Below are 17,760 nucleotides of genomic sequence, written 5' to 3' on the forward strand. Positions count from 1 at the left end.
AGCACGGACGGAGGTCAGAGCGCCTGGGGGAACCTCAGCAGCCGGTCCGGGTCGTAGCGGTGCTTGAGCGAGGCCAGGCGCGGGGCGTTGGCCCCGTAGTAGGCGGTGCGCCAGTCGGTCAGCAGGGGGTCGGTGTAGTTCTGGTACGCGGCCCCGGAGGCGTACCGCCGCATCGCGGTGTGCAGGCCGTCGAGCCAGCCGGTCGCGCCGCCGGGGGACTCGATGTACTGGGCGAGGAAGCGCGACCGGCGGTGCACGAAGGCCGTCGCGGTGGGCGCGACCCGGTTCACGGCGCCGCCGAGCGCGGTCAGCGCGACGCTCCCGGAGCCGGAGCGGACCCTTTCGACCTGGGCGAGGAGGGTCCGGACCCCGGCGGCGGGCAGGGCGCGGTCGTAGAAGTCGGAGCGCGCGCGGTACGTCTCCCGGGCCAGCTTTCCGGCCGGGTTGCGGCCCGGCAGGCTGCCTGGCAGGTGGCATTCGCCGGTGCTCAGGCTCGCGCAGCCCGCGTAGGCGCGGGTCGCCTCCAGGAATGTGCGGGAACGCAGCGACACGCCGCTCGCGGACGCGCCGACCTTGTCGGCGAGGCGGTCGACGGCATTGGCCACGTCGGCGCGCGAGGTGAGGCCGACGACGGAGACGGACACCCGGGGCTCGCCCGCGCCCGTCTTGTCCAGGTGCAGCGCGGACCAGATCTCGTCCGGCTGCCGCGGACCCCACTCCTGCCAGGCAGCAACGAGCGCGGCGGCATGGCGCCAGCTCCAGGTCAGATAACCGGTGACCACCCGTGGCTCGGCATGCGTACGGAATCGCAGCCCGGTCACCACCCCGAACTGGCCGCCGCCCGCGCCGCGCAGCGCCCAGAACAGGTCGGCGTGGGACGTCCCGCTGACGGTGAGGTGCCTGCCGTCGGGGGTGATCACGTCGGCTGCCGTGAGGCTGTCGCACGTCAGCCCGTAGGCGCGGGACAGAATGCCGTGACCGCCGCCCAGCGTGAGGCCGGAGATGCCGACGGTCGGGCAGCTGCCGCCCGGGACGGTGCGGCCGTGGGCGGCGAGGCGGGTGTAGACGTCGATGAGCTTGGCGCCCGCGCCTATGGCCGCGTGGGTGCCGGAGGCGGTGACCGCGTTCAGCCGGGAGACGTCGATGACGAGGTGCCCCTTGCCGGTCGAGTAGCCGGCGTACGAGTGGCCGCCGTTGCGGACGGAGACGGGGATGCCGGCGCGGCGGGCGAAAGCCAGGCACTCCGTTATGTCCGCTGTACCGGATATGTAGCCGATCGCGGCAGGGCGCACCCCGTCGAAGCGGGTGTTGTAGAGATGGCGCGCGGAGGCGTAGTCGGCGTCCCCGGGGCGCACGAGCCGCCCGTCGAGTCCCCGGGCGAGCGCAGCCCAGTCCGGCGCTGCTTTCCCGGTTTGCACGGCGGCCGCACCCCGGGGCGAAGCCACCGCCACGGCCAGCCCGGCGGCAAGGCCGCCACCTGCCCGGATCACCTGTCGCCGGTCCACTGAACCCACCTCTTCCGGGGCCACGAAAGTGTGACGATCACCCTGATGGGGGAGACGAGAAAGCGCGACATTCGGTTGCTTTCCGCCCCTGCGGTTACGGCAGCAGTGCCAGCACCGCGACGACCGCCCGGTGGTCCGTGCCCGGCACCGTACGTTCGCCCACGGAGACCGCGGCCAGACCGGAGCCGTGCAGGACGTGGTCCAGCTGGACCAGGGGCGGTACGAGGGCGTTGCCGGCCGGCCAGGTGCGGGCCCATCCGTGGCCGAGCTCCGCGTGGGTGTCGGTGAGGCCGGCCGCCAGGAGCGCGCGCATCGGGGCGTGGTCGAGGGAGGCGTTGAAGTCGCCCAGGAACACGGTGTCCGGGCCGCTGCCGCGGGCCACGGAGGTGAGGGCGGTCATGTCCCGCGTCCAGCGCTTCGCGTCGCCGAGCGGGTAGTAGGTGTGGACGGCCACCAGCCGTACGGTGTGCCCGCCGACGGTGACCTCGGCGGTGACCTGCGGCCAGGCGGTGCCGGCGGCCAGCGGACCGCTGTGGGTCAGCGGGATCCGTGAGTAGATCGAGGAGTCGTACTCGGGATGGAGCTCGTGGTACGGCAGCAGCGCGCCCAGCCCCGCCTTCTCAAGCGCGGTCACCCCGCCCGGCGGCAGTTGCTCCACCGCCAGCACGTCGATCCGCTCGCTCCGGGCCAGCGCGACCAGCGCCCGGGGGTCGGCCCGACCGGCATCGGCGTTGAGGGTGGCCACGCGCAACTCGGCCGAGCCCGCCGGAACACTCCGGCTGTCGGGTACGAATCGCGGTATCAGCAACGCCGCTTGGGTGACCACCAGAGCCGCGGTGACGGCGATCGCCCACCAGGACCGCAGGACGGGGACGGCGAGCAGAACACCCAGCACCAGGACGCCGAGCACAGCCGAGTAGGGGAAGAGCACCATGGGCACCGCGAGCGGTGTTCCCGCGTCCAGGCCCGTCAGGCGCGCCACCAGCAGGGCGAACGGCCCGGCGAGTACGACGCCGCAGCCCAGCAGCCCCCACTTCCGCCCCGTCATCCACCCTCCCTCAGGCCCTGTCCGGGCGATGCTGAACCCGGGAGGGGGACGACGGTTGGGGCGCCTTCGGTTCCGTCAGTCGGTGCCGGACTCCATCGCGGCGCGGTCCAGCAGCTCGTCGTCGTCGGAGACGTCGCCGCGGGAGGCGATGGCCTCGGCGCCGCCCTCCGGCATGGTGCCGATCAGCGCGGCGTGGGTCGTGCCGACGATGCCCATTCCGGCGTACTGCTCAAGCTTGGCGCGCGAGTCCGCGATGTCGAGGTTGCGCATGGTGAGCTGGCCGATCCGGTCCACCGGGCCGAACGCCGAGTCCTCGGTGCGCTCCATCGACAGCTTGTCCGGGTGGTAGCTGAACGCCGGGCCGGTGGTGTCGAGGAGCGAGTAGTCCTCACCGCGCCGCAGCCGCAGGGTGACCTGGCCGGTGACCGCCGAGCCGACCCAGCGCTGCAGCGACTCGCGGACCATCAGCGCCTGCGGGTCCAGCCAGCGGCCCTCGTACATCAGCCGCCCGAGGCGCCGTCCCTCGTTGTGGTAGTGGGCGAGGGTGTCCTCGTTGTGGATCGCGTTGATGAGGCGCTCGTACGCGGCGTGCAGCAGGGCCATGCCGGGGGCCTCGTAGATGCCGCGGCTCTTGGCCTCGATGATCCGGTTCTCGATCTGGTCCGACATGCCCAGGCCGTGGCGGCCGCCGATCGCGTTCGCCTCCATCACCAGGTCGACCTGGGAGGCGAACTCCTTGCCGTTGATCGTCACCGGGCGGCCCTGCTCGAAGCCGATCGTCACGTCCTCGGCGGCGATCTCGACCGTGGGGTCCCAGAACCGCACGCCCATGATCGGTTCCACGGTCTCCACGCCGGTGTCGAGGTGCTCCAGCGTCTTGGCCTCGTGGGTGGCGCCCCAGATGTTGGCGTCGGTCGAGTACGCCTTCTCGGTGCTGTCGCGGTACGGCAGCCCGTGGGTGACCAGCCACTCCGACATCTCCTTGCGGCCGCCCAGTTCGGAGACGAAGTCCGCGTCGAGCCACGGCTTGTAGATGCGCAGGTGGGGGTTGGCGAGCAGGCCGTAGCGGTAGAACCGCTCGATGTCGTTGCCCTTGAACGTCGAGCCGTCGCCCCAGATCTGTACGTCGTCCTCGAGCATCGCCCGGACCAGCAGGGTGCCGGTGACGGCGCGGCCGAGCGGCGTGGTGTTGAAGTACGCGCGGCCGCCCGAGCGGATGTGGAACGCGCCGCAGGCGAGCGCGGCCAGGCCCTCCTCGACCAGCGCCGCCCGGCAGTCGACCAGGCGCGCGATCTCGGCACCGTAGGCCTTCGCACGGCCGGGGACCGAGCCGATGTCGGGCTCGTCGTACTGGCCGATGTCGGCGGTGTACGTGCACGGGACGGCGCCCTTGTCACGCATCCACGCGACCGCGACAGAGGTGTCGAGGCCGCCGGAGAAAGCGATGCCGACGCGCTCGCCGGTGGGCAGGGAGGTGAGAACCTTGGACATAGGAAGAGTATGCATCTCCTCGCATTGTTATGCAAGTCCCCATTCTCGGCTCCTCCCCTCGCTACGATCGGCGGCGTGTGCGCAAACATCTTGATCGCCGAGGACGACGCGAAGCAGGCCGAACTGGTGCGCCGCTATCTGGAGCACGAGGGGCACACGGTCACCGTCGTCGAGGACGGCCGGGCGGCCCTCGACGGGGTCCGCCGCGCGGAACCCGATCTGCTCGTTCTCGATGTGATGATGCCCAGGACCGACGGCCTCGACGTGGTGCGGATCCTGCGCGCCGAGTGCCGGGAGGTGCCGGTGCTGATGCTCACGGCCCGCAGCACGGAGGACGATCTGCTCCTCGGCCTGGATCTCGGCGCCGACGACTACATGACCAAGCCGTTCAGCCCTCGTGAGCTGATGGCCCGGGTGCGTACGCTGCTGCGCCGCAACCGGCGCCCCGCCGGCGCCACCGGCGCGAACGGGACGCTGTCGGTGGGCACGCTCAGGATCGATCCGGCACGGCACGAGGTGTCGGTCGGGGGGACTCCGGTCTTATGCACGCCCGGCGAGTTCCGGATCCTCGCCGCGATGGCGACGGAGCCCGACCGGGTCTTCACCAGGAAGCAGCTCCTTGAGGAACTGCACGGCTTCGACAAGTACATAACCAACCGCACCGTCGACGTGCACATCATGCATCTGCGCAAGAAGATCGAGCGCGCCCCGCGGCGGCCGGACCGGCTGCTCACCGTGTTCGGCGTCGGATACAAGCTGACGGACCCCGCGAAGAACGGACGCCATGCGCCGACGTGACGAGCGGGCGCGGCTGCCGCTCCGCAAGAGCCTGCTCGGCCGGCTGCTGACCGTCTCGGCGCTGGTGGCCTCGTGCTCGGTGGCCGCCACCGCCTGGATCGCCGTGCAGACGACCTCCGGCGCGATCCGCCAGGAGCAGGGGCAGAACCTCACCGCCGACGCCAAGATCTACAACACCCTGCTGGGGTACGCGGCAACCCACCCCGGCTGGGAGGGTGTCGACGACACCGTGCGGAAACTGGCCCAGCAGTCCCAGCGCCGGATCGCGCTGACCACCCAGGACCGGCGCCCGCTCTTCGACTCCTCCGTCGCCTCCCCCGGCTCCCCGTCCGTCACGGCACTCCCGGCGCAGGCCTCGGCGGTCGTCGACCCGCTGTCCGTCGACACCGCGCTGGTGCCCGACGCCGCCTCCGCCGGCGCGGACCGCGTCGATCCACGGGCCGTCGGGCCGTTCCTGCTGCCCGCGAAGGAACGTACGCAGGTGCGGCAGGCCGCCACCGCGAGTGTGAAGTGCCTCAGCAGCGTGGGCATCGCGGCGGACGTCGTCCAGAGTCCGAGCGGGCGGCCCCGTATCCAGTTCGTGAGCAGCGACACCGACCGCGACCTGGCGGTGAAGTGCCTGGCGATCGGGCCGGTCGATCCCACCGCGACCGAGAAGAAGGCCCTGCGCGCCCTCGATCAACTGGCCGACGCATGCCTGAAGCGCCAGGACCGCAAAGGCGTGAAACTGAACCTGGACCTGTCCTGGGACCGGGGATACGGGCAGGCGGCCGAGAAGCAGGCGGCGTGCGAGGCGAAGGTGGCGCAGGACAAGGCCGCCGCGGAAAAGAAGGCCGTTGCGGGCGGCGGGATCGTGCAGGGCCCGTCCGAGCTCCGCGACAGCGGATACGACCGGGCCATCGCCTCCTGCGTCGGCAGCGCGCGCCGCGAGCAGCTCACGGCGTACGTCGCCGCCCCCGCGCTGCTGTTCATCGACGAGCCCGGGGCCGTCAGCGTGCCCGGTTTCGATCTCTCACCGGCCAACACCGCACGCATCGCCGGGGTCACGGCCCTCGTCCTCGCCCTGACCGTCGGCGCCTCGGTGATCGCCGGAGCCCGTCTCGTCCGGCCCCTGCACGCGCTCACCGGCGCCGCCCAGCGGATGCGGGACGGCCTGGACTCGGCGCCCGTGCCGGTCGGCTCGGACAACGAGATCGGACGGCTGGCGGCGGCCTTCAACGACATGGCCGCACACCGCACCCGGCTCGAAAAACAGCGCAAGGTGATGGTCAGCGACGTCGCCCACGAGTTGCGCACCCCGCTGAGCAACATCCGCGGCTGGCTGGAGGCGGCACAGGACGGTCTGGCCGAGCCGGACCCGGTGTTCGTCTCCTCGCTGCTGGAGGAGGCCGTACAGCTCCAGCACATCATCGACGACCTCCAGGACCTGGCGGCCGCCGACGCGGGCGCGCTGCGCCTGCACCTGGAGCCGGTACGCGTCGACGACCTCCTCGGCCAGGTCACCGCGGCACACCAGGGCCTGGCCGAGACCGCGGGCATCACGCTGACGGTCTCCCCGGCGGCGGTGTCGCCGCTGCTCGACGCCGACCCGGTCAGGCTGCGCCAGGCCGTCAGCAACCTGGTCTCCAACGCGGTACGCCACACACCGCCCGGTGGCAGGGTCACGCTGCGCTCGTACGTCAGCGGCGACGTGGTGGCCGTGGAGGTGGCCGACACCGGCAGCGGTATCCCGGCGGACGAGGTCCCCCACGTCTTCGACCGCTTCTGGCGGGCGGAGAAGTCCCGCAGCCGGAGCACCGGCGGCAGCGGCCTCGGCCTGGCGATCGTCCTCAAGCTCGCCGAGGCCCACGGCGGCACGGCGGACGTGGTGAGCACCGAGGGGCGGGGCTCGGTCTTCACGCTGCGGCTGCCGGCCGTGGCGGAGGAGGCCGAGGAGACCACCGCCCGGCCCTGATGGGATGACCAAAGCATCCTGACAGCTTCTTCACATGTGGTCGACAGCCTTGGGCCAAGCCCGGAACGGCCGGGCTGGAACTGGAGCCACACATGTCCCGCCATCTCCGCCTGCGTCTCGCCGTCCTGACCGCCGTCGCGGCCGGCGTGATGCTCGCCCCGGCCACTGCGGCCGTAGCCGCGTCCGCGTCCGCGTCCCCGTCGCCCTCGACGGCGGAGCAGAAGGCCGCCGCCGACAAGGAGGCCCTGGCCGCGAAGATGAAGGCGGCCGAAGCCGCCAAGAAGAACCCGAAGGGTGGCGTCGCCGCAGGCGAGGCCCCGGTCGCGAACACCGGTTCCGGCTCCGGCAACGGCACCGCCGCCCTCCTCGGTTCGGCCACCGGCGCACTGCTGCTCGCGGGCGCCGGCACCTTCGTACTGCGCCGCCGCTCGGCCGAACAGCGCAACGGCTGACCCGGCACGCCTTCCGACCCAGCACCCAGCACCACGTGGCGCCGCCCGGCTGCGGGCGGCGCCATCGCGTATCCCCCCAGTCCTGCTCTGGAGCCCGTTGTGTCCCCTTTCCGCACCCTGCCCGTGCTCGCCGCATCCGCGGTCCTCACCGTGCTCGCCGGCTGCTCGGCCGCCCCCGACACGGCCTTCCCGACGACACCCACGACCGCCGCCACCACTGCTGCGGCATCCCCGGGCACCCCGTCGCCCGGGGTTACGGCGGTCGAGCAGCCCGCGGCTCCCACCAAGGTCGCCATTCCCTCGGTCGGGATCACCAGTTCCCTGATGAAGCTCGGTCTCAACGCCGACGGAACCGTCGAAGTCCCGCCGGCCGACCAGGGCATGACCGCCGGCTGGTACACCGGCGGTTCCGTGCCCGGCGCAGCCGGTGCCGCCGTGATCATCGGCCACAACGACACCCGTTACGGCAAGGCCGTCTTCCACGACCTCAGGGAGATCGCCAAGGGCGCGGACATCACCGTCACCAACACCCGTGGAGAGACAGTGCACTTCACCGTCACCGGCACCGAGAGCGTCAGCAAGAAGACCTTCCCCACCGAGAAGGTCTACGGCGCGACCAAGGCCCACGCCCTGCGGCTGATCACCTGCGACGGCGCCTTCGACGCCCAGGGCCACCCGGTGAACAACCTCATCGTCTACGCGACGCTGGACTGACGGCGGGGCGGACCGTGACTTTTTTGTGAGCCGGGGGGCTTGAGACGCGGTCAGGTGCTCCGGCTAAGCTTTGACCCGAACTTTGCCAGGTGTTTCCGCGGGTGAGGCGACAGGGACGGGGGTTCTGATGCCACAGGACGGGCTTGCGAGCGATGTCGGCACGCTGAAGAACGGCGGGAAGGCGTTCACCGACATCGGCACGGACTTCGGAGCCGCGCTGAACGGCCTGATGGGTGGACTGGCGGCGCTCGAGGGCGGGACCCCGCCGAGCAACGACTCGGTGGCGAAGCAGTTCTGGAGCGGGCTGACCTCGCTGGACAGCAAGGCGGGCGCCCCGCCGTGGGGTGACGACGAGATCGGCGAGAAGTTCGGGGTCGTCTACGAGGGCCTGCGCGACGGCATGTACGAGTCGATGGGCCACCTCGCCGCCAAGCTGCAGGAGATCGGCGGCGCGCTGACCGAGATGGCCACGAACCACGAGGCCAATGAAAACTTCAACGAGTCGCTGATGAACCAGCACATCCAGAACCAGCAGGCCCACCACCAGGCGGTCCTCAGCGTGAAGTCGCCGCACCACACCGTGTAGCTCGGTAAGTAACGGGGGATTTGAACGGTGTCGCTCATGCTGCCGGACTCACTTGAGTGGGTCCTGGAGATGCTCGGTTTCGAATGGCCGACCGCCGATGAGGACAAGCTCATCGAATGCGCCCAGGTGTGGCGGCAGTTCTCCGCCAACCTGGAGGGTCTGCAGGTACGCGGAGTCACCGCGGCCGGCGACGTGGTCTCCAACAACTACGGTGACTCGATCGACGGGTTCACCGCGACCTGGGAGAAGTTCTCCGGCAACTCGGGGTACTTCGACGACGCGCGCAACGGCGCCGAGATGATCGCGTTCACGCTGGAGACCGCCGCGGTCCTGATCGTCGGCATGAAGATCGCGGTGATCGCCCAGCTGGTCATCCTGGCCTGCGAGATCATCGCCGCCCAGGCGTCCGCGCCGTTCACCCTGGGTCTGTCGGAGCTGGGCGCGGCGGCCGGGGTCGCGACGACTCGTATGCTCGTCCGCAAGATCCTCAAGGAGGTCGCGAAGCAGCTCTGGGACGCGGTCCTGGAAACCGCGAAGGAGCCGTTCGTCTCGGCCCTCCAGGCGATGATCTCCGACGTCATCTCCCAGACCGTCAACCAGAACTTCGGCGCCCAGAGCGGCTACGACCTCGGCCGCACCGCCAAGACCGGCTACGAAGAGGGCAAGGACGCCCTCAAGAACTCCGCCAGCACGCTCGGGGAGTCACTGCGCGACGGTGCCGCAGGCCGCGCCGGTCACCACGCCCGCCACGCGGCGACCGGCGGCGACAGCGGCAGCGGCACCCACGCGGACGGCGGCGACTCGTCCGGTTCGCCGTCCAGCGGATCCGGATCCTCGTCGGACAGTTCCGGCTCCACGTCAGGCAGTTCCGGCTCCACGTCAGGCAGTTCCTCGTCCGACAGTTCCTCCTCCGGTTCCGGCGGTACGTCCACGGCCTCGTCCCCCTCAGCCGGCGGCAGCACCGGCACCAGCACCAGCACGTCCGGTACGTCCGGTACGTCCGGCAGCACGCGCAGCGCCTCGGACAGCACCGGTTCCCCCGAGGCTTCGACCACGCCAGCAGCCACCCGGACGGAGAGCCCGGACACCTCCACAGGCTCGCGCACCAGCTCCCCGAGCCCGTTCGACGTGGGGACAAACCAGTACCGGGAGAGCCAGGGCGACAGCCAAAGCCCCGCCACGGACCCGTCCTCCCCCGACACCACAACGCCGACCTCGACCCCCGACGCGCGGGCCACGCCGGACGCAGCCCCGGCGCCCGACCACACCAGGCCAGAGGCCACGCCCGACGCACGCACCACCCCCGACGCGGGCCCAGCACCCGCACCGGACCACACCCGATCAGAGGCCACGCCGGACGCCGGCCCCGCACCCGACCACACCCGACCCGAGACCCCGCCCGACGCACGCACCACCCCCGACGCGGGCCCAGCACCCGCACCGGACCACACCCGATCAGAGGCCACGCCGGACGCCGGCCCAGCACCCGCACCGGACCACACCCGGCCGGATGCCGCGCCCGCACCCGCCCCTGCCCCTGACACCGCCCACCGGCCGGAGCATGGCCAGGCGTCGCCGGCGGAGGCTCCCGCGCAGCGGCACACGGGCGGCCCCGAGCAGTCCACCGCCCCCGCCACATCGCAGGCGCCGCACGCACCACAGGGCGACACCCCGCGCGGCGAAGGCCACAACGAAGGCGGCCAGCAGGGCAGTACGCCGCGCGCTTCCGTACCGCACCAGCAGACGCCGGGGCCCGTTCCACACCGCGTGCAGGGGCCGGAGCACAGCTACCCGAGCCAGAACCAGAACCAGAACGACCAGTCCGTCCACATCCAGGGCGGAGCAACGATCACCGCGCCCTCCCGCGACACGACGTCGCCGGACGCCGCACCGCAGAACCAGGCACAGAACCAGGCACCCGGCCAGACGCCCCAGGGGACTTCGCCGCAGGCCATGGGAGGCGGCCCGGTCACCGCACCGGGTCCCGCACCGGGTCCCGCGCCGCAGCGGACGGCGCCGCCGCGTGACGGGCGTATCGCCGACGTCTCACGCCAGGAGCCCACCACCCGTCCGTACGACCGCCGTCTGGACGGCCCGCGCCCGAACGAGACGTCCCGCCCGCATGACCCGCGCCTCGACGGCCCGCGCGTGCCCACGACCCCGTCCCCGGCGCCGCCGCCCGCCCCATCCGCCCCGCCGGGCGGCCAGCAGCACCCCGACACCCTGCACACGATCCGCACCGGCCTCGACCAGCAGCCGGGTGGTCTGGTGCGCCCGCCCGACGCGGACCAGCAGGCACTGGAGAACAGCGTCCCGCGCAACCCGGACGGCACGCCGCAGCGCTTCGCCGACCCGTTCCAGCCCTGGGGACAGCTCCAGAACGACGGGGGTCTGCAGCAACCGGGCCGGTCCAACAACTGCGCTGACTGCTCACGCTCGTTCCTGGAGACCTGGTACGGCAATCCACAGGTCTCCGCCGCGCGTACGCCCGATACGAATCCCGACGGCACCCCGGACCGCCAGTCGCCCGAGAACAACGCCAACGACAACATCATCCAGTGGGCCGGAGCCCCCCACACGTACGCGGGCACCCCCGCCCCGGACGCCTACAACCGCATCGCCTGGGACCTCTACAACTCCGGGCACGGCTCGTCGGCGATCGTCCAGGTCGCCTGGCCGGACGGCTCCGGGCACGCGTTCAACGCCGTCAACTACCACGGCCACATCGTGTGGGTGGACACCCAGAGCGGCATGGTCAGCACCACGCCGATCCACCAACAGGCCGCAGGTGTCTGGTACATCCCGCTGGACTCCGACCGCAATCCGCTCCATCCCGCGCAGCCGGATCCCGCCCAGCCCGCCCAGTCCAACCAGCCCGAAACGCAGACACCGGCACAGCCCCAGCCCCAGCCCGAGCCCGGAGATCCGGGGGATGCCGACGCCGACGGGACGCCACCGCCCGATCCCGCCGCCGGGCAGAGCCTGCACGACATCCGGGCGGGACTGGAGGGCGGACCGGGCGGCCTGCGTCCGCCGTACGCGGTCGACCAGTTGCTGCTGGAAGAAGCCGTACCGCGCAATCCGGACGGCACGCCGCAGCGTCATCCCGACCCGTTCCAGTCGTGGAGCGGGCTGCAGAACGACGGCGGTCCGATCATCCCGGGCCGTTCCAACAACTGCGCCGACTGCACGCGTTCGTTCCTGGAGACCTGGTTCGGCAACCCTCAGGTCTCCGCGCCCCGCACGTGGGACCCCAACCCGGACGGCTCGCTGGACCGGCGTTCGGCCGAACGGCAGTCGAGCGAGAACATGCAGGCCTGGGCCGGCGACACGTACCGGTACTCCCCGACCCGGGACGAGGGCTACCAGCGGATCGCGGACGAGCTGCTCGCCGCTGGACCCGGCGCCGCGGCCGTCATCGCCGTCGAGTGGCCGGGGGGCGGCGGCCACGCCTTCACCGCCGTCAACCACAACGGATCGGTGGTGTGGGTCGACCCCCAGAGCGGCCAGGTCAGCCACCAGCCGATCCATCCGTCGGCCCTGCGCGTCTGGCACATGACCATGGACGGCGACCGGAACCCCGTCATCCCGCAGGCGCAGCCCCACGCCGGCTCCCCCGAGACGCAGGCCGCCGACCACCACACGTCTGGCCACACGCCCGACCACACCTCCGCCGAATCCCCGGACCCGAACCAGGAGGCCCCGGACCAGGCCCCGGACCAGGACCAGGACCAGCAGCCTCCGGCTCCCGTCGCGGATTCGCGTCCGTACGACGTCGATCCCGGGGGCCTGCTGCGGCCGGACCCCGCCGATCAGCAGGCGCTGGAGAGCAGCGTCCCGCGCGCCGCCGACGGCACACCGCAGCGGCACCCCGACCCGAACGCGGGCAACTGGGCCGGTGCGGTGAACGGCCGCGATCCCGACGGGCCGGGCCGGACGAACAACTGCCCGGACGCGGCGCTGTCGTTCGTCGACACCTACGCGGGGAACCCGACGGTGGCCGCCCCGCGCACCCCGGACGTGACTGCGGACGGCACGCCCTCGGACCGCGGTGAGGCGGGCGGCCGGGACCGGATCGAGCGCACGCTCGGCGCGCCCTTCGCCGATCAGGGCGACGGCCCGGCGGCGTTCAACCGTCTGGAGACGACGCTGCTGGACAGCGGCCACGGCGCCCAGGCCGTGATCGTCACCACCGACGGCGACGGCCGCGCGCACGCGTGGAACGCGGTCAACCACAACGGCACCATCACCTACGTCGACCCGCAGACCGGTCAGCGTGGCAGCACCCCGCTGCACAACGGCGACAACGGCGTCTTCGCCATCCCCCTGGACGCCAACCGCCGCCCCGTATCGGCCGCCCCCTCCCCGTCACCCGCCACCACCCCGCCCTCTCCGCGCCAGGCGCCGGGGGATCTCGCGGGCGCGCAGCCGCTCCCTCCGGAGAACCACGGGTCGACGCCGCCCGGCCAGCGCCAGCCGGGCGACGGCACGCACCAGCACTACGGGATGACCACGGAGACGTCCCAGGGCGCGGTGCGCCAGAGCCATGAGGTCGAACAGGTCGACCTGACCCCTGTCCACCAGAACCTGCAGAACTGGCTGCGCGACGGCAACCTGCAGACCCTCCTCGACAGCGCCTCGCAGCGCCCCCCGGGCAACGAGGCGTTCACCCACCGGGAGCTGTCCGACGCCCTGCCGGGGTTCGGCGACATGCGACCGGCCGAACGGGGCGCGGTGGTCGCGACCCTGGCCCGGCTCAGCCTGGGGTTCCACCGCAGCAACGCCGTCGGGCACAACCTCCTGAGCCTCACCCCGCAGCAGCTCGGGGACGCCTACGCCAACCGCCCGCCCGGTCTCCCGCCGCAGAACGACATCTCGCGTGGCGTGCACTACCACGCGCAGGCGGACATGCTCGGTTCGGTGGCGCGCGGACGCGGCAACCCGGCCCGCCAGGCTTTCGAGCACGCGGCGGAGCGGTACGGCGACACCACCGCCATGCGGAGAGGCGAGCCCGAGTCGCTGGTCCAGCGCATGCGGGACCTGTACGGCGACACGGACCACCGCCCCGACTTCACCGCGCGCAACTACGCCGTCGTCGAGGTGCACGACCCCACCAGCGGCGAGACGTACTACGTGGTGGACAGCTCCATCCCGCAGCAGACACCCGACGAGGCGCACTCGGAGCCGCACCTCGGCGACTACCTGGACCATGTGAACGACCGGAGAGCGGCGCAGGGGCTGCCTCCGGTCCAGCCGAGCAACCTGTACACCGAGCGGGAGCCGTGCGGCAATATCTCCGGTAAGCCGCATGCCGACTGCTCCGGCTACATCCACCAGGCGCAGGTCTTCCAGGGGGCCGGGGTCAACTACGCCACCGGCTTCCGCCGCAGTGACCTCGATCCGGCGGCGACGGGCTCCAAGAGCCGGGTCCAGGCGACCTTCAGCCGGGACTTCCAGGACAACCTCAACCGCACGATGGACCTGTGGATGCAGCTGGCCATCGTCCGCGACCGCGGCCCCGAGCTGACGCCACCGCCGCCCCCTCCGGCCGCAGGCCCCCCTCCCCCGTCCGGCCCGCCGCCCCAGTCGGGCCCGCCCGAGCCGTCAGGCACTGACGACGACAGCCCTACCCCGGACACCGACCAGGACCAGGACCAGGACCAGGACCAGGGCATCCCGCCCGAGGTCCGCGCCCGGATCGACGAGGTGCTGGCCGACCATCCCGACGTGGCCGACGTCGTGGCGAGGCTCGTGCAGGACCAGGACCGGCACCCGCTCAACGTCAACCGGGACATCCTCGACCCCGTACGCCGCGACCGTGTCCTGGAACTGATCCGGGAACTGGCCGACGGGCAGGTGCTGCGCGACCGCGACCTGCGGACGTACCTGAGTGAATGCCCGGGACAGGGCCCGGTGTTCGAGGGCATCCCCGACGACGTCAACGTCACAGAGGACGGCACCTCCCGCAAGCAGGCGTTCGTCGACGAGAGCAAGGAACTCGACCCGGCGCGCCGGATCGGCCTGGAGCCCACCACCGAGGAGCGGGCCCTGCTCCAGGAGTACGCCGGCAAGCTGGTCCACCGGGTCGAGGCCGAGGTCAGGAACGAGATCGAGGCGATCTGCCCGGAAGGCGCGAGCTACAGCGTCCGCACCAAGCGTGCCCCCGCCCTCTTGGACAAGGTGATGCGGATGAGTCAGGGCAGCCCCGGCCGTCCGAACTACCGCGTCGGCGACGTGATCGACGCGGTCGGCGGCCGCATCACGGTCGAGAACATGGACCAGCTGGAGCAGGCGCTGCGCAACGTCCAGCAGCGGTTCGGCGTCGGCGACACCGGCCGTATTCTGGAGATCGAGAACATGTACGCCGAGCCGAAGTCGAAGAACCCGGAGTACCGGGTGATCCCGATGGTGGTGCGGATCGACGTCGACGGCGAGGCGTTCACGTTCGAGCTGCAGCTGACCACGCGCAGGGCCTCGGTCGCGGCGGACGTGGAGCACAACACGCTGTTCAAGCCGTATCACGAGCTGAGCGACGAACAGCAAGCCCACATCAAGAGGATGCAGTCGGAGGCGGCCGCGCTCGACCAGGAGGAGACCCGACAGTGACCGAGGAACTCGACGACGGCCGGAAGCCGCGCTGGATCCGGACCTGCTTCGTGTCCCTGCCGGACGGAGACGTGGTCGCCGCCTTCGAAATCGACGGCCGCCGGTACGCCGACGAGGGTCAGGCCCGGCAGGTGTACGAGGAGGCCCTTGCCGAAATGGGCCGGCGCTGGGCCGACTGGGAGTGGGAGACCCGGATGGCCAGCCCCACCGAGCCTCCATCACGGCTGCCGAGCTGGGAGCAGTACCGGGTGGACCTCGACGCGAAGCACCCGGTGCCCGGCGTCGGTTAACCAGTGCGACCGGGAGGAGACCAGACGGTGACCCAGGGACTCGACGACAGCCGGGAGCTGCGGTGGATCCGGACCTGTTTCGTGCGCCTTCCGGACGGTGATGTGATCGCCGCCTTCGACATCGACGGCCGCCGGTACACCGAACCGGGTCAGGCCCGGCAGGTGTACGAGGAGGCCTGGAAGGAGATGAGCCGCCGCCGGGCCGGCTGGGAGTGGGAGAGCCACATCGCGACTCCGACCGAGCCCCCCTCACGGCGGCCGAGCTGGGAGCAGTACCGGTTGGACATCGACGCGAAGCACCCGTTGCCCAGCGCCGATTAGCCGATGGAAGGAACACCGTACGTGCGGATCGACTGCCGTGGCCTGACGGCCGACGAGGTGATGGCGGAGGGGCTGCGGCGAGCAGCGGCCGCCCCGGAGCCGCTGTCGGTGATTCAGCTCGACAACGTGCGCTGGGCCGGGCCGCTGCTGACCTCGTCCGACCCGGAGCTCATCGCCACCGTCGTGCGCCCCGGCCTGGCCGCTGAGCTGGGCATCGCGGTCGAGGTGACCGTGCCGCCCGAGGCACGTACGGCCCTGCCGCGCGAACTCCCGGCGGTGGACGGGCTGTCGCCGGAGGCCGTACGGGCCGCGCTCGCGGCGGTGGCGGGACTGGAGCGGCGCGGTGCCCCCGTCGGGGTGTGGCGGGAGGTCGCTCAGGGGCTGGCCGCCGGTCACGGCCCCGTGCCGCTCGCCGGGCTGCGGGCCGTCGCCGAGGCCCTGCCGGGCCTCTTGGTGCTCGACGGCGAGGAGAACGTACGGTTCACCGACGACGCGGCGCACCACGCGGCGCGCGAGGCCTTCGCCCTGTCGGCCGCCGACCAGGAGACCATCACCGGCGTACTGCGGCGGCTGTGGCCCGAGCACCCCGCCTACGTCTCCTGGGCGCTGCCGGTGCACGCCGCCCTGGCCGGGGTCCTGCCAGAACTGCTGACCGACGCCGCCTTCGTGGCGCGCGCCCACTGGTACGCCGTGTGGCAGGGCATGGTGCAGGCCTGGCCCGAGGGCGTGCCTGCGGACTGCCTGGCCTCGGACCTGCACTATCTGCGGGTGCAGGGCGTCAGGCCCGCCGCGCAGGGGGAGTGGGTGGCCTGGGTGCATCACGCCGCCGTGAGCAGGGGCGACACCGCCTTCGCCGACGCGCTGGCGGCTGCCGCCGGGCCGCTGCCGTGGCGGACTCTGTGGTCGCGCTGGCGGCTGCCGGGGAAGCCCGGGGCGCAGCCCGAGGTCGGGTGGGTGGACGGTCTGTCCGTCCACGGCCACGGTGAGGGCTGGGCGGTGGCCGACCATCGCGACAGCCCGGAGGAGCTGCGGGGCTGGGACGCGGTGACCGGCGAGCCCCTCGACGCCGGGCAGCCGTGGGCGGACAGCGAACCCGCGCCCGGTGTCACGTACGCCGTCAACCGCAGCCGTGGCTGGGAGTTGAGGTCGGAGCCGGTGGCAGGGGTACCCAGGGCCCCGAGGACGGTCGGCAAGGCGGTCCGGCCGGGGGAGATCTCCGGCGGCCCGACCGGCGGCCCGTCCTGCGGCTCCACGCTGTGGGTCTTCGCCGGTACCGGCGGCGTCTTCGGGGCGGCGGTGGACGAGGAGGCCGTCATGGCGCTGCCCAGGGACCCCTGGGCGGAGCTGCTGGTCCTCGGTCCGCCGACGTTCAGTGCCCCCTGGCCGGCGCCCTGGCCACTGCCGTGGCCGCCGTCGGCCGACGACGGGCCGACCCGCGCGTGGCTGGAGGAGGCGAACGCCTTCCGTACGGGCGCCTGCCGGCCGCTGCCCGAGGCGCTGATCCCCGATGCCGTACGGCACGAGCCGACGCGCCGGTTCCTGTCCCGGGTGGGGTGGCCGGTCTCGCACGGCATCGGCGCCCTCCATTCGCCCGATCTGAACGCCGACGGCCTGCGACCCTCCGCCGACCACCCGGACCTGATGTCGGGGCTCGGGCAGGCCGGCGCCCGCCGCCTGCTGCTCGACGGCGCCGACGGCCGGGTGTTCCTCACCCACCACGACCGCAGCAGCCCTGAGGTGCACCTCGCGGGCAGTGGCCTCGAACGGCTGCTGGTCCTGCTGCTGCTCCAGCACACGGCCTGGTCCGCCCCCCTGACGCTCGGGGGCACGGAGACCGAGGATCTCGCCGAGAGCCTCGGTCGATGGTGCCGGACGGTCGATCCCGAGGCGATGGCCTCCCCCGCCTGGGACGGCGCCTTCGACGACCTCGACGCCGCCGCGCAGGACTACGCGATGGTGCTCGACGAGATCGACGCATGGCCGTCATGACGCCTG

At 72.2% G+C, this 17,760-nt stretch carries 12 protein-coding genes; 9 read left to right on the plus strand and 3 right to left on the minus strand.

Annotated elements, in window-relative coordinates:
• Positions 1–14: 14 nt before the first annotated feature.
• From OG607_RS21165 to argG, 3 genes are all read right to left on the minus strand, one after another.
• Complete coding sequence (locus OG607_RS21165) at positions 15–1,505, minus strand: FAD-binding oxidoreductase (RefSeq protein ID WP_405725536.1); 1,491 nt, start codon at positions 1,503–1,505, stop codon at positions 15–17.
• A gap of 94 nt (positions 1,506–1,599) precedes the next feature.
• Positions 1,600–2,553 carry an endonuclease/exonuclease/phosphatase family protein gene (locus OG607_RS21170; protein WP_405725539.1) on the minus strand — a complete coding sequence of 318 codons (954 nt, stop codon included), beginning with the start codon at positions 2,551–2,553 and terminating at the stop codon, positions 1,600–1,602.
• A 75-nt stretch (positions 2,554–2,628) separates the two neighbouring features.
• Positions 2,629–4,044: an argininosuccinate synthase gene (gene argG / locus OG607_RS21175; RefSeq protein ID WP_405725542.1), complete on the minus strand. Its 1,416-nt coding sequence runs from the start codon at positions 4,042–4,044 to the stop codon at positions 2,629–2,631.
• Positions 4,045–4,119: 75 nt separating this feature from the next.
• Between argG and OG607_RS21180 the strand changes: the two genes are divergently transcribed.
• The 9 genes from OG607_RS21180 (at position 4,120) to OG607_RS21220 (ending at position 17,754) form a co-directional block, all read left to right on the plus strand.
• Positions 4,120–4,842: a response regulator transcription factor gene (locus OG607_RS21180; protein ID WP_405725545.1), complete on the plus strand. Its 723-nt coding sequence runs from the start codon at positions 4,120–4,122 to the stop codon at positions 4,840–4,842.
• Positions 4,829–6,796, plus strand: coding sequence for a sensor histidine kinase (locus OG607_RS21185; protein ID WP_405725548.1), 1,968 nt, complete (start codon positions 4,829–4,831; stop codon positions 6,794–6,796). Before OG607_RS21180 ends, OG607_RS21185 begins: the two co-directional genes overlap by 14 nt.
• Before the next feature lie 92 nt (positions 6,797–6,888).
• Positions 6,889–7,248, plus strand: coding sequence for an LPXTG cell wall anchor domain-containing protein (locus tag OG607_RS21190; protein WP_405725551.1), 360 nt, complete (start codon positions 6,889–6,891; stop codon positions 7,246–7,248).
• 99 nt (positions 7,249–7,347) lie between these two features.
• Positions 7,348–7,962: a class F sortase gene (locus OG607_RS21195; protein ID WP_405725554.1), complete on the plus strand. Its 615-nt coding sequence runs from the start codon at positions 7,348–7,350 to the stop codon at positions 7,960–7,962.
• 127 nt (positions 7,963–8,089) lie between these two features.
• Positions 8,090–8,548 carry a hypothetical protein gene (locus OG607_RS21200; protein WP_405725557.1) on the plus strand — a complete coding sequence of 153 codons (459 nt, stop codon included), beginning with the start codon at positions 8,090–8,092 and terminating at the stop codon, positions 8,546–8,548.
• A gap of 36 nt (positions 8,549–8,584) precedes the next feature.
• Positions 8,585–15,154 carry a toxin glutamine deamidase domain-containing protein gene (locus OG607_RS21205; RefSeq protein WP_405725560.1) on the plus strand — a complete coding sequence of 2,190 codons (6,570 nt, stop codon included), beginning with the start codon at positions 8,585–8,587 and terminating at the stop codon, positions 15,152–15,154.
• Positions 15,151–15,444 carry a hypothetical protein gene (locus OG607_RS21210; protein WP_405725563.1) on the plus strand — a complete coding sequence of 98 codons (294 nt, stop codon included), beginning with the start codon at positions 15,151–15,153 and terminating at the stop codon, positions 15,442–15,444. The genes OG607_RS21205 and OG607_RS21210 overlap by 4 nt, the downstream gene beginning before the upstream one ends.
• A gap of 27 nt (positions 15,445–15,471) precedes the next feature.
• Positions 15,472–15,765 carry a hypothetical protein gene (locus tag OG607_RS21215; protein ID WP_405725566.1) on the plus strand — a complete coding sequence of 98 codons (294 nt, stop codon included), beginning with the start codon at positions 15,472–15,474 and terminating at the stop codon, positions 15,763–15,765.
• A 21-nt stretch (positions 15,766–15,786) separates the two neighbouring features.
• Positions 15,787–17,754: a hypothetical protein gene (locus OG607_RS21220; RefSeq protein ID WP_405725569.1), complete on the plus strand. Its 1,968-nt coding sequence runs from the start codon at positions 15,787–15,789 to the stop codon at positions 17,752–17,754.
• The last annotated feature ends 6 nt before the right edge of the window (positions 17,755–17,760 follow it).

Origin of the sequence: Streptomyces sp. NBC_01537 (assembly GCF_045040445.1) — a bacterium.
GTDB lineage: Bacteria > Actinomycetota > Actinomycetes > Streptomycetales > Streptomycetaceae > Actinacidiphila.

Bases quoted from the DNA above. Each gene is read 5' to 3' on its own strand.
- OG607_RS21200 (WP_405725557.1), top strand. From the start codon at position 8,090: ATGCCACAGGACGGGCTTGCGAGCGATGTCGGCACGCTGAAGAACGGC.
- OG607_RS21185 (WP_405725548.1), top strand. From the start codon at position 4,829: ATGCGCCGACGTGACGAGCGGGCGCGGCTGCCGCTCCGCAAGAGCCTG.
- OG607_RS21205 (WP_405725560.1), top strand. From the start codon at position 8,585: ATGCTGCCGGACTCACTTGAGTGGGTCCTGGAGATGCTCGGTTTCGAA.
- argG (WP_405725542.1), bottom strand. From the start codon at position 4,044: ATGTCCAAGGTTCTCACCTCCCTGCCCACCGGCGAGCGCGTCGGCATC.
- OG607_RS21170 (WP_405725539.1), bottom strand. From the start codon at position 2,553: ATGACGGGGCGGAAGTGGGGGCTGCTGGGCTGCGGCGTCGTACTCGCC.
- OG607_RS21190 (WP_405725551.1), top strand. From the start codon at position 6,889: ATGTCCCGCCATCTCCGCCTGCGTCTCGCCGTCCTGACCGCCGTCGCG.